A 14,941-nucleotide genomic window follows, 5' to 3' on the forward strand; every position below is an offset into this window, starting at 1 on the left:
GTATCGTATTACTGCGAGCGGCGCCGCAGGAAGGCGGGAATATCGAGCCCCCCATCCTCGGGCGGCGTGGCGCTGCTGCCCGGCGCGGGCGGGGCGGAAGGCTGCGGCATGGGCTGCTGCTGCACTGAAGGCTCGGTGCGCTGGGGTGGGGGCGCCTCGGGCTGCGGCGGGTTGGAATGGCGGCGCAGCGCCCCGGTCACGATGCCAAACAGGCTGCGGGGTGCGGCCTGCGGCTCAGGTGCTGCCTGGGGCCGGGCGTTTTCCGTAAACAGGGGCGAGCGGGGCGAGCCGCGCTGCGCCTGCGGTGGCACGGCATGGGGCGAGGGCGCGCGCGGCGGTGCGCCAGGCGGGCGTTGTGCCGCACCGGGAGCATGGCCGGGCCGGGGAGCCGCTGGGTGCTGTAGCGGGGGGGCGCCGGGAGGAGGCGGTGCTGCCTGTGCCGCGGCGGGGGGCGCGGGCTGTGCGGCCGCTTCCGGCGCGGGCTGGGGCGGGCTGGCGGGTTCCGTCGCCTCGGCAGGCTGGGTGGTGCCCCGGCCCGCTGGCGGGTTGTCGATGCCCGTGGCCACGACCGAGACGCGGATCTTGCCATTGAGCGAGGTATCAATGGCGGAACCGAAGATGATGTTTGCGTCTTCCGCCACTTCCTCGCGGATGCGGTTTGCCGCCTGGTCCACCTCGAACAGGGTCAGGTCTTCGCCGCCGGTAATGTTGATGAGCAGGCCCTGCGCCCCCTTCATCGAGGTATCTTCAAGCAGCGGGTTCGAGATCGCGGCCTCGGCGGCGGCAATGGCGCGGTTATCGCCCTCGGCATCGCCCGTGCCCATCATCGCCTTGCCCATTTCCGCCATGATGGTGCGGATATCGGCAAAATCGAGGTTGACGAGGCCCGGCGCCATCATGAGGTCGGTCACGCCGCGCACGCCCATGTACAGCACGTTGTCCGCCATCTTGAAGGCATCGCGCCAGCTCGTGCTTTCATTGGCCATGCGGAACAGGTTCTGGTTCGGGATCACGATCAGCGTGTCAACGAACTGCTGCAGCTCGGCAATGCCGGCCTCGGCCGACTTGGTGCGGCGCATGCCCTCGAACATGAAGGGCTTGGTCACCACGCCCACGGTCAGGATGCCGCGCTCGCGCGCCATGCGTGCAATGACGGGGGCCGCCCCCGTGCCGGTGCCGCCGCCCATGCCCGCGGTGATGAACACCATGTGCGCGCCATCAAGGTGGCGGGAGAGTTCATCGCACGCTTCCTCCGCCGCGGCGCGGCCGATCTCGGGCTTGGCGCCTGCGCCGAGGCCCTGCGTCAGGTGCGGGCCAAGCTGGATGCGGCGGTCGGCCTTGCTGTGCGAAAGCTGCTGGGCATCAGTGTTGGCGACAATGAATTCCACTCCCTGCAACTGCGAATGGATCATGTTGTCCACCGCATTGGTACCACCACCGCCAACCCCGATCACTGTAATGCGGGGGGTGAAATCGGAATGATTCTGCTGCGGGATGGTCAGGTTGAGGGTCATGCTGGGCTCCCGATGGATGGGGGTAGGCGTGCTGGCATACTAACGGCAAAAGTACAATAAAGGGTTTCCGTGCAAGATCATACCCTATCACGTATGAAATCCACAAAACGTCTCACAAGGCCGCCGGGGCGGGCATCGCGCGTGTCGGGCTCGCCCATTTCATCGGCGGCGCCCGCGGCCCAGGCCAGCAGGCCGGCCGATGTGGAGAACATGGGCCATGTGGCTGAATTTTCAGGCAGGCCCACAATGCGGCGCGGGCGGCCAAGGCGTACCTGCCGGTTGAGGATGCGCGCCGCCATGGGGCCGATTCCCTCAAGCAGGGAGCCGCCGCCCGTCAGGATCACGCGACCGTCCGCCGCGGGCCCCACGGCTGCCATTTCCAGCCTGTCACGTATCATTTCCAGGGTTTCCTCCACGCGTGGATGTATGATCGAGACGATCTTTGAGCGTGAAATTCTGACATAATGATGGTCGTTATCGCCAATCAATTGCACGAGGATGGGATCACTGTCATCGCCCGCGAGCAGCTCGGCCGAGCCATACATGGTCTTGAGCCGCTCCGCGCTGTCGATCGAGGTGGAAAGACCCTGCGCGATATCGCGCGTGATATGCAGCCCCCCCACCGGAATCGTGGCCGTGTGCAGCAGCCTGCCCTCGCCAAACACGCCGATCGAGGTCAGCCCGCCGCCCATGTCCACCACGGTTGCGCCGAGGTTGCGCTCGTCTTCGCTCATCACCGCAAGCCCCGAGGCCAGCGGCGAGGACACCATGCCCGCGATCTTGAGTTCCACGCGCGACAGGACGGCCTCGAGGTTACGCAGCGCCGTGGTGTTGGCATCGATCACATGCAGCCGTGCCGAGAGCAGGTCGCACAGGTGCCCGCGCGGGTCGAGCACCTCCTGCGTGTCATCCACCGCATAGTCGAGCGGCAGGGTATGGATGGCCGAGCGCCCTTCCGAGATGGCGCGCAGCCGCCCTTCGGCAATGATGCGGCTGACATCGCCCTGCGTGACCTCGCGCCCGCCAATGGGCCAGCGCGCGTTGATGTGACGGCTCTCGGGGTGGCCGCATGACAGGTTGACGAAAATCGAATCGCGCCGCTCCGTCGCCATGTCCTCCGCCTGGGCCACGGCGTTGCGGATGGCCGATTCCGCCTCGCGCAGGTCCACGATTCCGCCCGAGCGCACCCCGTGCGAGCGCCGCCAGCCATGGCCAAGGATGCGGATGGTGTTGTCAGGCTCGCCGCGCCCGATCAGGCAGACAATCTTGGTCGAGCCGATATCAAGCACGCTGAACGGCCCGGTGCGCAGCTTGCGCGTGGGCATGCGCTCGGCGGCAGGCACAAGGGGTGCGGGCGCGCGCGGGCGGGGCACGCGGGCTGGCACGGCAGGGCCACGGATGGCCGGTACCGCAGGGACTGCCGGTGTGGTCGTGCGTGTTGCGGGAAGGGTCGTCCTGACCGGTCCCGGCACTGGATAGGTCATGCCCGCCTCCGTCTCAGGCCGTTATCGGGGGAAAGCCATGGCCGCATGGGGGCCTGCTCGCTCGTGGGGGCTGCCTGTGGCGGGCCGTCGCCCTGGTCGGGTCCATTGCTGTTGTCATTCGGCGTCACGGGGTTCTCACGGATGATCAGGCGGTCTGGCAGGCGCATGTCTATGGCGATAACGGGCCGGTCAAGTATTTTTATGGTTTCCTGCATTTGTGCAAGGCGCTTGAGTGCTGCCGCTTCCTGCCCCTCGGGCAGCAGGATGGTCGTGCCGTTACGCAACGTCAGGTTCCACCGGCGCTGGCCCACGCGGGCGGCGGCCACGACATGGCTGCTCACCTCGGGTTGGGCCGTGAGTTCATCGATCATGGCGGCGGCGGCAAGATTGGCGTCGGGTCCGACCACGAGCGGCAACTGGCGGAAGGCCTCGGCATCCTTGCCGGTCATGCCCTTGTCGCGCACCTGGTTGCCCGCCCGGTCGATCAGCATGAAATGCCCGTGATTCTGCCATACCGCAAAGGGCTGGCGCTCGAACAGGTGGATGACGATGGTGCCCGGCAGGTGGCGCTCGACCACGGAATGATCGACAAAGGGCAGCGCGTCGATACGCTCGCGCGCCGCCTTGACCGAAAAGCCGAGAATGAAATCGCCCGTGCGCACGCCCAGCGCCTCCTGCAGCGCGCTCTCGCTGGTCAGCACGCAGCCGGTCACGTCAATCTCGGTAATGCGCAGCGGCAGCATGTTGATGATCCGCCCCCTCAGTGCGGCAAAGCGCGGGTCCGAGCCGACATGGCGCAGCGCCGTGACGCCACCGGCCACCAGCCCCGCCAGCGCCAGGACCAGCAGGGCCGGGCGGATCAGGCGTTTCTGGCGGCGCAGGAAGATCGACAGCCTCGAAGGGCGGTCGCCGCTGTCGGTCGGTCGCCTCATGTACGGCAGGTCGCCTGGTCGATCATCCACTGGCACAGCGTGGCGTAGTTCATGCCGCAGGCGGCGGCCTGCTCGGGCAGCAGCGATGTGGGGGTCATGCCCGGCTGGGTGTTGGTCTCGAGGATCACGAGGCGGCCGGGCAGGTCGGTGCCTGCCGTGTCGTCATAACGGAAATCGGTGCGGCTCGCCCCCCGGCAGCCCAGCGCGCGGTGGGCAGCAAGGGCGAGGTCGCGCGCCTGCGCAAAGGCTTCGGGGTGGATGCGCGCGGGCAGTTCGTGGCACGAGCCGCCAGCGGCGTATTTGGCCTGGTAGTCATAGAAGGCGGGGCCACTGCCGGTGGGGGTGATGTCGGTCACGGTCAGGGCGCGGTCATGCAGCACGCCCACGGTCAGTTCGCGGCCGGGAATGTATTCCTCCACCAGCATGTGCGTGCCGAATGTCCAGCCTTGTGCCACCGCGGCGCGGCGGTTGCTGCCCGCGCGGATGATCTCCACGCCTACCGATGACCCCTCATTGAGCGGCTTGACCACATAGGGTGCCGGCAGCGGGTCGGCGGGTTCGAGTGCGGCGGGCGTGAGGCACAGCCCGGTGGCGATGGGCAGGCCGGCTGCCGCGAACACGGCGCGGGCGGCCTCCTTGTCCATGGCGGTGGCCGAGGCCCGCACGCCGGAATGGGTGTAGGGGATGCCCATCCAGTCGAGTATGCCCTGGATCGACCCGTCCTCGCCAAAGCGGCCATGCAGGGCGTTGAACACGGCGTCGGGCCTGCTTGCCTGCAGCTCGCCCACCAGGGCCAGCAGGTCGGGCCCGGGGTCGATGCTGTGCACGTCGTGGCCAAGGCTGCGCAGCGCGTCAGCCACGTTGCGCCCGCTATCAAGGCTGACTTCGCGCTCGGCGGAGAGACCGCCCGTCAGCACGCAGATGCGGCGGCGTTTCATGTGTCTTCTCCCGTGCCTTGGGGGGCGGGGCGCCCGATGCGCTTGATTTCCCACCGCAGTGTGACCGCCGTATGGTCATGCACGCGCTGGCGCACGACATCGCCAAGCCGTTCAAGGTCGGCTGCGGTGGCGGTGCCGGTGTTGAGCATGAAGTTGCAGTGCTTCTCGCTGATCTGGGCACCACCCACCACAAGCCCGCGGCAGCCTGCGGCGTCGATCAGTTCCCACGCCTTGCGCTCCGATTCGTCAGGGGCAGGGTTGCGGAAGGTGGAGCCTCCCGTGCGTGCGCGCACCGGCTGGGCGCCCTCGCGGGCCGCGCGGATCTCGTCAATGCGCTGGCGGATGACCGCAGGCGGCGCCTCCTGCGCGTTAAGGCGCGCGCGCACCACCACGGCCTGCGGCGGCAGGGAGGCATGGCGGTAGCCAAAGTCAAGCGAGGCGGCGGGCAGGCGCAGCAGCCCGCCATCGCGGGTCACGATTTCCACCCAGTCCAGCACGGTGGCCATGTCCGAGCCGTAAGCGCCTGCGTTCATGGCTACGGCCCCACCGATCGAGCCGGGAATGCCCGCCAGGAATTCAAGCCCCGTCAGGCCTGCTTCGGCCGCGTGCTCGGCCACGGTCATGTCCAGGCAGGCGCCCCCCACGATCAGCCCGTCGCCATCGCGCCGGATGGTTGAAAAACCACGGGCGAGGCGAATGACCAGCCCGTCAATCCCGCCATCGCGCACGATCACGTTCGAACACGCGCCCAGCGCCAGCACCGGCACCTCGAGCGGCAGGTGCTTGAGCACCTGCGCCAGGTCCTCGGCGCTGGCGGGCTGGAACAGAAGCTCGGCAGCCCCCCCCACGCGGAACCACGTGCGCGGGCCAAGGGCGGCCTGCGGGGTCAGGCGGCCACGGGGGCGAAAGCCCTCCGTGTCCAGGACCTGCGCCCATTGCGGCAGGGCGGTGGCGGGCGTGGCCGTCATGAACTGGCATCCGCCTTCTGGGCGGGGGCATGGGCAATGCCCTGCAGTTCCGCAAGCTGGGCGGGCAGCGCCTGCGCCCAGTTGGTGATGCTGCCTGCGCCAAGGCACACCACGAAGTCACCGGGGCGGGCGATGGCGTTGATCATTTCCGCCAGGTGCTCCGGCCCGGGCAGCGGCACGACAGAGCGGTGCCCGCGCTCGCGCAGGCCCTCGACCAGCGCATCGCGGTCGATGCCCTCGATCGGCTGCTCGCCGGCGGCATACACATCGGCAATGATGACCGTGCCCGCATCGTTCATGCAGGTGCAGAACTCGTTGAAAAGGCTCTTGAGGCGTGAATAACGGTGCGGCTGCATCACCGCGATCACGTTACCCGCCCCGGCCTGCCGTGCCGCTTTCAGCACGGCGGCGATCTCGACGGGGTGGTGGCCGTAATCATCGATGATGGTGATGCCCCCGGTCTCGCCCGTGCGGGTGAAACGGCGCTTGACGCCACGGAAGGCGGCAAAGGCCGAGCGGATGGTGGCATCGTCGATTTCCATCTCGGTGCCCACCGCAATCGCCGCCAGCGCGTTTTGCACGTTATGGTGGCCCAGCATGGGCAGGCGGAACGGCCCCGCCCGGCGCGAGCGGTTGCGGTTGCGGTTGGTGATCACGACCTCGAAGGTGGCGCCGAGCTTGTCGGTAATCACCTTCTCGGCGCGCACATCCGCCTGCGGCGAGAAGCCATAGGTGATGATGCGGTGGTCGGACAGGCGCGGGATCATCTGCTGCACGGCAGGGTGGTCGATGCACAGCACGGCAAAGCCATAGAACGGAATGTTCGAGACAAACTGGTCATACGCCGCCTGCATCGCCTCTTCCGTGCCCCAGTGGTCGAGGTGCTCGGGGTCCATGTTGGTCACGACCGTAATGACCGAGGGCAGGCGCAGGAACGAGCCATCGCTCTCATCGGCCTCGACCACCATCCAGTCGCTCAGGCCCATGCGGGTGTTGGTGCCGTAGGCCTCGATGATGCCGCCATTGATGACCGTGGGGTCGAGCTTGGCCGCTTCAAGCACGGCGGCGACAAGGCTGGTGGTGGTGGTCTTGCCATGCGTGCCGCCAACAGCCACCGACCAGCGCAGGCGCATCAGCTCGGCCAGCATCTCGGCGCGGCGCACCACCGGGATCAGCCGCGTGCGCGCCGCCACCACCTCGGGGTTGTCGCGCTTGACGGCGGTGGAGGTCACCACCACCTGCGCCCCGCCAAGATTGGCCGCGTCGTGGCCAATGGTGACAGGAATGCCGGCGGCACGCAGGCGGGCTACATTTGCGCTCTCGGCAATGTCGGAGCCCTGCACCGCATAGCCAAGCATGTGCAGCACTTCGGCAATGCCGGACATGCCAATTCCGCCAATGCCGACGAAATGAATGGTGCCAATCGAAAGGGGCAGGGCTCTCATCTACTCAGGTCTCCGTATTCGCGCTGCCGGGAATTAAGCGGTGCGGGGCGTGTCAGGCAAGCGGGCTTCTATCATATCGGCCAGAAGGCGGGCGGCATCAGGGCGGCCAAGGCGGCTTGCGGCCTGCGCCGTGCGGGCCAGCAGGTCGCGGTCAGCCAGCAGGGTGGTCAGGCGCTGCGTGAGTGCCGGGGCGGTAAAATCAGGCTGGCGGATCATCCACGCAGCCCCCGCATCAACCAGCGCCTGCGCGTTGGCGCCCTGTTCATCACGCGCGGCAATGGGCAGTGGCACCAGCAGGGCAGGGCGGCCCGCCACCGCCAGTTCCGCCACCGATGAGCCACCCGCGCGGCCAATCACCAGATGTGCTGCGCGCAGCAGGCCGGGCACGTCATCAAGGAAAGGCGCTATGGTGGCGGGAATGCCCGCCGTTTTATAGGCTGCCTGCACGCGCGCTACATCCTCCGCGCGGGCCTGCTGGGTGACCTGCAGCCGCGCGCGCAGCGCAGGCGGCAGGGCGGCGAGGGCTTCGGGCACCACGTCGCTGAACACGCGCGCGCCGAGCGAGCCGCCCCACACCAAAAGGTTGAGCACGCCGTTGGAGGGTTCATAGCCTTCCCCGCCCAGTGCCGCGATGTCAGGCCGCACCGGCATGCCGGTGAGCGTTGTGGGCACGCCCGCGGGTACGCCTGCCACGGTGGGGAAGGAGGTGGCAATGCCATCCATGCGCGGGGCCAGGAAGCCATTGGCCTTGCCCAGCACCGCATTGCCTTCATGAATGAACAGAAGCGGGCGGCGGCTTTTGCCCAGCAGCCAGCCGCCAAGCAGCGGCGGCACGGAAGGGTAGCCGCCAAAGCCGATGATGGCGGCAGGACGGATGCGGCCAATAATGCCGCGTGCCTGCATCGTGCCCCGCGCCAGCGCCAGCGCCGCCCGGCTGGCCCGCACCAGGCCACGACCGGCAATGCCAGCGCCCGGCAGGACGAACTGCTGGCGGCCTGCAAAAACGCCACTGTTGCGCCCGCCCGCGCGCTGGTCGGTCATGAGCATGATGTCATGCCCCCGGCGCACCAGCTCGCAGGCCAGCGCCTCGGCAGGGAAGAAGTGGCCGCCGGTGCCCCCGGCTGCGATGGCAATGCAGTGTTGGGTCATGACGATCCTCTCGGTGCGGGGGAAGGGGCTGGCGTAAACTGCCCGAAGCGGGTCTCGTTGGGCCGGTTGCGGGTCAGCGCCAGCACCAGCCCGATGGTCAGCGCCACCGACATGGCCGATGAACCGCCATAGGAAATGAACGGCAGTGTCATGCCCTTGGTCGGGATGAGGTGCAGCGTCGAGCCCATGTTGACAAAGGCCTGCAGCCCGAAGCCCGTCACCAGCCCCGCCGTTGCCACCGCAATGAAGGGATCGTTCTCGCGCAGCAGCTTGAGCAGCGTGCGGATGACGATGGTGGCGAACACGCCAATAATGAACAGGCATACCAGCATGCCGAATTCCTCGCCCGCCACCGCGAACACGAAATCGGCATGCGCATCGGGCAGCAGGTCCTTCACCCGGCCTTCGCCCGGCCCGCGCCCCAGCAGGCCGCCATTGCCAAAAGCGCGTAGTGCCGTGTCGATCTGGTAATGGTCACCCACGGCGGGGTGCAGGAAGCGCTCCACGCGCGAGCGCACGTGCGGAAAAACCATATACGCGCCAATGAACGCCGCCACCATGCTGGCCACGCCCGCGCCGACCAGGAACAGGCTCAGCCCATCGACAAAGAGCTGCGCCAGGAACACGGTGGTGATCACGCTCAGCATGCCGATATCGGGCTGCGACTTGAGCAGCAGCAGCACGAGCGCGAACAGCCCCAGCGCTACCAGCAGGCCGGGCAGATACGGTCGCGTCCTGCGCTCGGTCAGCAGCCAGGCGGTGACCACGGCAAAGAAAGGCTTGAGGAATTCGGAGGGCTGGACCGACATCATGGGCAGCGCGATCCACCGCCGCGCGCCCTTGATCTCGATGCCATGCACAAGGGTCATGAAGGTGGCGCCAAGTGCAAGTGCGAAGCCGATCCACCCCATCAGCCGCACCCCGCGCAGCGAAAGCAGGGAGGTTGCGCATACGATGACGGCCGCAAGCACCAGAAAGACGACCTGCTTGAAAATGAACATGTCGCGCGAGGCACCAATGCGCACCGCCACCGCCGGGCTTGCCGCCAGCATGAGGATATAGCCGAACCCGATCAGGATACCCACGCAGATCAGCGTGACCCGGTCTATGCTCCGCCACCATCGCGCCAGGTGCGAGGTGTTTATGCGCGACAGGTTGCTCATTGCGCGCGGGTGCCCTCCGGGTCGGCCGCAAGGGCCTGCACAAGGGCTGCAAACCGCGCGCCACGGGCTTCAAAACCGCTGAACTGGTCAAAGCTTGCGCAGGCGGGCGAGAGCATCACCACGTCCACGCCCAGCGCGCGGGCGGCCTCCCGCGCCTCGGGCACGGCGCGCTCGAGGGTTTCGACAATGCGGCACGGCACCTTGTACTGCGCAAGGGTCCGGGCCAGCACCGGCGCGTCGCGCCCGATCAGGAGCGCCAGCGCCACGCGCCCGAACAGGGGCGCAAGCGGCTCGATCCCGCCCGCCTTGGCCGTGCCGCCTGCAATCCACACCATGCGCTCATGGCAGGCCAGCGCGCGGGCCGTGGCATCGGCATTGGTGGCCTTGCTGTCATTGATGAAGCGGATGCCCTCCACGCTGCCTACCGTTTTCTGCCGGTGGTCCAGTGCGCTGAAGCTGCGCAGCGCGCCCTCCACCGCAGCCCGCGGCAGGCCCAGATGCAGCGCCATGGCGGCGGCGGCGGCCGCGTTCTCGCGGTTATGGGTGCCGGGCAGGTCGGGCACATGGGTCAGGTCGGCAATTACGCCGTGGCGGTCGCACAGCGCCTGTGGCGTGCAATAGAAATCGCATTGCGGTATGTCCGCGCCGCTGATGCAGGCCACGGTCGTGCGGGTGGGCGCAAGCTGGCGGTTCAGGCTGGCGTAATTGGGCAGGGTGGCGCCCAGCACCGCCAGGTCACCCGGCCCCTGATGGTCGAATACATGCATCTTGGCCCGCGTGTAGCCGGTCATGTCGCCATGGCGGTCGAGGTGGTCGGGGGTGAGGTTGAGCAGGCAGGCGGCATCGAAATGCAGCCGTTCCAGCCGTTCGAGCATGTACGATGACATTTCGAGAACGTACACCCCATCATCGGGCAAAAGCGGCAGGCTGAGGGCGGCCGGGCCGAGGTTGCCACCAGCCGCTACCGGAATGCCGCCACATGCCAGCATGTGCGCCAGCAGCACGGTGGTGGTGGACTTGCCATTGGTGCCGGTAATGCCCGCGAAACGCGCCCGCCCGCCCGCTGCCCGCACCGCGCGGAACAGTAGTTCGGCATCGGACAGGATCGGCACGCCCGCATCCATCGCCATGCTCGCCAGCGGGTGCGGGCTGGGCAGGTGGTGCGGAATGCCGGGCGAAAGCACAAGGGCCGCGAGCCCCAGCATGTTGGCAAAAGGGGCGATCTTCAGCCGTTCATGGGCGGCAAGGGCCGCGCGGGCCTCGGGCCGGTCATCCCACGCCTGCACGCTCGCCCCCATGGCCAGCAGGGCGGCAACGGCAGCATTGCCGTTACGGCCCAGCCCCGCCACGCCATAATGGTGGCCCGCGAACAGGGTGGGGGGGAAAGTGCCGCTCACCGCAGTTTCAGCGTGGCCAGACCACACAGCCCCAGCACGATGGACACGATCCAGAAGCGGATCACGATCTTGGATTCCGCCCAGCCCTTTTTCTCGAAATGGTGGTGCAGCGGCGCCATCAGGAACACGCGCCGCCCGGTGCGCTTGTACCAGAACACCTGGATGATGACCGAAAGCGTTTCCACCACGAACAGCCCGCCCACGATGCACAGCACCAGCTCATGCTTGACCGCAACGGCCACGGCGCCCAGCGCGCCACCAAGGGCGAGCGAGCCGGTATCGCCCATGAACACGGCGGCAGGCGGCGCGTTGAACCACAGGAAGCCCAGCCCCGCGCCCACAAGGGCGGAGCAGAACACCCCAAGCTCGCCCGTGCCGGGCACGGCGTGCAGTTGCAGGTAGTCGGCAAACACATGGTTGCCCACGAGGTAGGAGATCAGCGCGAACACCAGGGCCGCCACAATGACCGGCACGATGGCCAGCCCGTCCAGCCCGTCGGTAAAGTTCACGGCGTTGCCAAAGCCGGTGATGGTGATCATGGCGAATAGCGGAAAGGCGTAGCCCAGTGGCAGCAGCAGGTCCTTGACGAACGGAAAGGCGAGGTGGTTGGCAAGGTCGGGCGGCATCATGTGCTCGAGCCAGATGCCACCGATCAGCGAGGCCCCGAACTCGCAGCCCAGCCGCATGCGCTTGGACACGCCATCGGTATTGCGGCGTGAGAGCTTGAGGTAGTCATCGGCAAAGCCCACCGCGCCAAAGGCCGCGGTGGTGAGCATGACGGCCCATACGAAGCCGTTGGTCAGGTCCGCCCATAGCAGGGTCGAGCCGAACAGCGAGAGCAGGATCAGCACGCCGCCCATGGTGGGGGTGCCGACCTTCTCGATCAGGTGGCGCTCCGGCCCGAGCTTGCGGATGGGCTGGCCGCCGCGCTGGATGCGGCGCAGCTGCGCAATCAGCGGGTTGCCCAGGCACAGGCTGATGACCAGTGCGGTCAGGCACGCAGCGCCCGAGCGGAACGTGATGTAGCGGAACAGGTTGAGCACGGAGGTATGGGCCGTGGCATGGTGCTCGAACAGGTCATAGAGCATCAGGCCGGTCCCACCCGGGCGTCATCGGCATTCAGGGCGGCAACGACATGGCGCATGCGGCTGCCAAGGCTGCCCTTGACCATGACCGTGTCGCCCGCGCGCAGGGCAGTGCGCACCAGGGGGGCAAGCGTGGTGGAATCCGGCGCCCAGGCCCCGCGTAGGGCAGGGGGCAGGCTGTCAAAGAGTATTTTCATATTCGGGCCGCAACAGAAGACAGCATCCGCGTTGGCGCGGACGGCAGGGAGGAGGGAGGCATGCTCATGCCGCGCAAACGCGCCGAGTTCAAGCATGTCGCCCAGCACGGCGATGCGCCGCCCCGTGGCAACCAGCCCGAGCAGGTCGAGTGCGGCACGGACAGAGGCCGGTGAGGCATTATAGCTTTCATCCAGCAGGGCAACCTTGTCATGCATCACCTTTGCAAGTGCGCCCCGCCCGGCGCCGGGGCGGAAGGTGGCAAGGCCCGCCACGGCACGGGCCATGTCAGCGCCCGCCGCATGCGCTGCCGCCAGCGCCAGCATGGCGTTGTCAGCCATGTGCCGCCCCGGCGCGTTGACGCGCGCCATACCCTGCCAGCCCGGCAGTGTGAGGCTGAAGGTGCTGCCCTGCGCATCCTGCGCCACGTCACCTGCTACCCGCGCCGTGCAGTCCGCCGTGGTGCCCATGCGCCACAGCGTGGCCCCTGCCTTGGCGGCATTGCATTTAAAATGGTCACTTCCTGCAATCCCGGCAGGCAGGATGGCGATGCCACCCGCAGGCAGGGCCAGCAGGAGTTCCGCCTTTTCGTGTGCTATGGCATCGATGCTGCCCATCAGCCCCAGATGCGAGGCGGCAACCGTGGTCACCACCGCCACGTCGGGCCGTACCATGGCGGCGAGCGGCGCGATCTCGCCTGCATGGTTCATGCCGATCTCGCACACGCAATAGGCACTTGCGGCAGGCAGGCGGGCGAGCGTGAGCGGCACGCCCCAGTGGTTGTTATATGACGCCACGGCGCAATGGGTCGGCCCGCATGCGCTGAGTGCGGCATGCAGCATGTCCTTGACCGAGGTCTTGCCTACGCTGCCGGTCACGGCGAGCATGCGGCCCGCAAAACGCGCGCGGGCGAAACGGGCCATGCCCTGCAGGGCGGCCAGCGTGTCATCCACCTTCAGAATGCGCGGGTCATCGCCGCAGGGCTCATGCGCCACCACGGCTGCGGCACCCGCGGCAAGGGCTGCGGCGGCATGCGCATGCCCGTTGCTGTTCTCGCCAATCAGCGCAATGAACACATCGCCCGGCCGGAGCGTGCGGGTATCGATCGAGACGCCGGTGCCATCAATGGTCACTGCGCCGGATGACGGAAAACGCCCCGATGTCGCGGCCTCAAGGTCCGCGCGGCTCCATAGCACTGTCATTCAGTCCCCGTCAGGCCACGGATTACCGTGGCATCATCAAATGGCAGCACCGTATCCCCCACGATCTGCCCCTGTTCATGGCCCTTGCCCGCCACCACCAGCACGTCGCCCGCGCCCAGCATGTCCAGCCCCGCCGCAATGGCCTGTTTGCGGTCGCCAATCTCGATGGCGCCGGGGCTGGCCGCCATGATGGCCGCGCGAATGGCGGCAGGCGGCTCGCTGCGCGGGTTATCATCGGTCACGATCACGGTGTCGGCCAGTTGGGTGGCGGTGGCGCCCATCACGGGCCGCTTGCCCCGGTCACGGTCGCCGCCCGCCCCCATCACGATCACCAGCCGGCCCGGCGTGTGGGGGCGCAGCGAGTGCAGCAGGCGGGCGATGGCATCGGGCGTGTGGGCAAAATCGACATAGGCGGCGGCCCCGCCCGGCAGCACGGCGGCGCGCTCGAGCCTGCCACGCACGCCATGCAGGTGCGGCAGGAGGGCAAGTGCGCGCGCGGGCGCATCTTCCGCGCGGCCTGAAAGGGCTGCGGCCATGAGCAGGTTATCGACCTGAAAGCGCCCGACCAGTCTTACGCTGAGCGCGCATTCCCCTGCCGGGGCGGCAATGCGCAGGTCCTGCCCCATGGGCGTTGCGCGGGCGGACAGTAGGCGCAGGGTCTCGCCCTGCGTGCCGGTGGTGCGCAGCACGAGGTTGCGGCGTTGGGCAATGGCGCGCACGGCAGCGCAGGTCTCGCCGTCCATGTCCGCATTGAGGGCCGCAATGCCGCCTTCGGGCAGGATCGTGTCGAACAGGCGCAGCTTGGCGGCACGGTAATGCGCGGTAGTGCCGTGATAGTCCAGATGGTCGTGGGTGAGATTGCTGAACCCCGCGGCATAGGGCGTGATGCCATCCAGCCTGCGCTGTTCCAGCCCGTGCGATGACGCCTCGATGGCGACATGCTCCACGCCCCCCGCCGCCATCGCGCCCAGCAGGCGCATCAGGCCCACGCTGTCGGGCGTAGTGAGCACGGGGCCGCAATCAGGCAGCGGGCAGGGGGCCACCGCGCCCAGCGTGCCGATGGTGCCTGCCTGCAAGCCCTGAAGCGCCCAGATCTGGCGCAGGAATTCCGCCGTGCTGGTCTTGCCGTTGGTGCCGGTTATGGCCGCGATACTGGCGGGCAGGCGCGGGGCGAGTGCGCGCGCGATCAGGGCCACCGCACGGCGGCCGTCAGCCACCTGCACGCAGGCAACACCCGGCGGCGGCACGAAATCGGGGTCAGCCTGCACCAGCAGGGCTGCGACGCCATTGGCCACGGCCTGCGGAATATAGGTCCGCCCATCCACCCGCGTGCCACGCAGGGCGGCAAAGATCACGCCGGGGCCGGTGGCGCGGCTGTCTGCCGTGATGGTGGTAATGGTGCCGGTTGTGGCAGGCAGCGCGCGCACGGCGTCCACGCCTGCGCGGTGCAGGAGTTCGGTCAGGTTCAT

General features: G+C 68.0%; 12 protein-coding genes. All 12 read right to left on the reverse strand.

Annotated features, from left to right (window positions below; translation table 11 throughout):
* Window positions 1-8: 8 nt before the first annotated feature.
* Window positions 9-1,514 (reverse strand): cell division protein FtsZ, encoded by a 1,506-nt coding sequence (gene ftsZ / locus OQZ28_RS13320; RefSeq protein ID WP_458136413.1) that lies wholly within the window; start codon window positions 1,512-1,514, stop codon window positions 9-11.
* A 77-nt stretch (window positions 1,515-1,591) separates the two neighbouring features.
* Window positions 1,592-2,998, reverse strand: coding sequence for a cell division protein FtsA (ftsA, locus tag OQZ28_RS13325; protein WP_458136414.1), 1,407 nt, complete (start codon window positions 2,996-2,998; stop codon window positions 1,592-1,594).
* On the reverse strand, window positions 2,995-3,930 hold the full coding sequence (locus OQZ28_RS13330; protein WP_130730472.1) for a cell division protein FtsQ/DivIB: 936 nt from the start codon (window positions 3,928-3,930) through the stop codon (window positions 2,995-2,997). Before OQZ28_RS13330 ends, ftsA begins: the two co-directional genes overlap by 4 nt.
* A complete protein-coding gene (locus tag OQZ28_RS13335; protein ID WP_458136415.1) occupies window positions 3,927-4,868 on the reverse strand; it encodes a D-alanine--D-alanine ligase in 942 nt (313 codons plus the stop codon). The genes OQZ28_RS13330 and OQZ28_RS13335 overlap by 4 nt, the downstream gene beginning before the upstream one ends.
* Window positions 4,865-5,836: a UDP-N-acetylmuramate dehydrogenase gene (gene murB / locus OQZ28_RS13340; RefSeq protein WP_458136416.1), complete on the reverse strand. Its 972-nt coding sequence runs from the start codon at window positions 5,834-5,836 to the stop codon at window positions 4,865-4,867. Before murB ends, OQZ28_RS13335 begins: the two co-directional genes overlap by 4 nt.
* The gene (gene murC, locus OQZ28_RS13345) at window positions 5,833-7,281 is read right to left on the reverse strand and encodes a UDP-N-acetylmuramate--L-alanine ligase (protein ID WP_458136417.1); all 1,449 of its coding nucleotides are present in this window, start codon (window positions 7,279-7,281) and stop codon (window positions 5,833-5,835) included. The genes murB and murC overlap by 4 nt, the downstream gene beginning before the upstream one ends.
* Window positions 7,282-7,314: 33 nt before the next feature.
* Window positions 7,315-8,430, reverse strand: coding sequence for an undecaprenyldiphospho-muramoylpentapeptide beta-N-acetylglucosaminyltransferase (gene murG, locus OQZ28_RS13350; protein WP_458136418.1), 1,116 nt, complete (start codon window positions 8,428-8,430; stop codon window positions 7,315-7,317).
* Window positions 8,427-9,593 carry an FtsW/RodA/SpoVE family cell cycle protein gene (locus OQZ28_RS13355; protein ID WP_458136419.1) on the reverse strand — a complete coding sequence of 389 codons (1,167 nt, stop codon included), beginning with the start codon at window positions 9,591-9,593 and terminating at the stop codon, window positions 8,427-8,429. Before OQZ28_RS13355 ends, murG begins: the two co-directional genes overlap by 4 nt.
* The gene (gene murD / locus OQZ28_RS13360) at window positions 9,590-10,990 is read right to left on the reverse strand and encodes a UDP-N-acetylmuramoyl-L-alanine--D-glutamate ligase (RefSeq protein WP_458136420.1); all 1,401 of its coding nucleotides are present in this window, start codon (window positions 10,988-10,990) and stop codon (window positions 9,590-9,592) included. The genes OQZ28_RS13355 and murD overlap by 4 nt, the downstream gene beginning before the upstream one ends.
* Window positions 10,987-12,078, reverse strand: coding sequence for a phospho-N-acetylmuramoyl-pentapeptide-transferase (mraY, locus tag OQZ28_RS13365; RefSeq protein WP_130730465.1), 1,092 nt, complete (start codon window positions 12,076-12,078; stop codon window positions 10,987-10,989). The genes murD and mraY overlap by 4 nt, the downstream gene beginning before the upstream one ends.
* Complete coding sequence (locus OQZ28_RS13370; protein WP_458136421.1) at window positions 12,078-13,472, reverse strand: UDP-N-acetylmuramoyl-tripeptide--D-alanyl-D-alanine ligase; 1,395 nt, start codon at window positions 13,470-13,472, stop codon at window positions 12,078-12,080. Before OQZ28_RS13370 ends, mraY begins: the two co-directional genes overlap by 1 nt.
* Window positions 13,469-14,941 carry a UDP-N-acetylmuramoyl-L-alanyl-D-glutamate--2,6-diaminopimelate ligase gene (locus OQZ28_RS13375; RefSeq protein ID WP_458136422.1) on the reverse strand — a complete coding sequence of 491 codons (1,473 nt, stop codon included), beginning with the start codon at window positions 14,939-14,941 and terminating at the stop codon, window positions 13,469-13,471. The genes OQZ28_RS13370 and OQZ28_RS13375 overlap by 4 nt, the downstream gene beginning before the upstream one ends.

The sequence above is a fragment of the Komagataeibacter sp. NFXK3 genome (assembly GCF_054182245.1).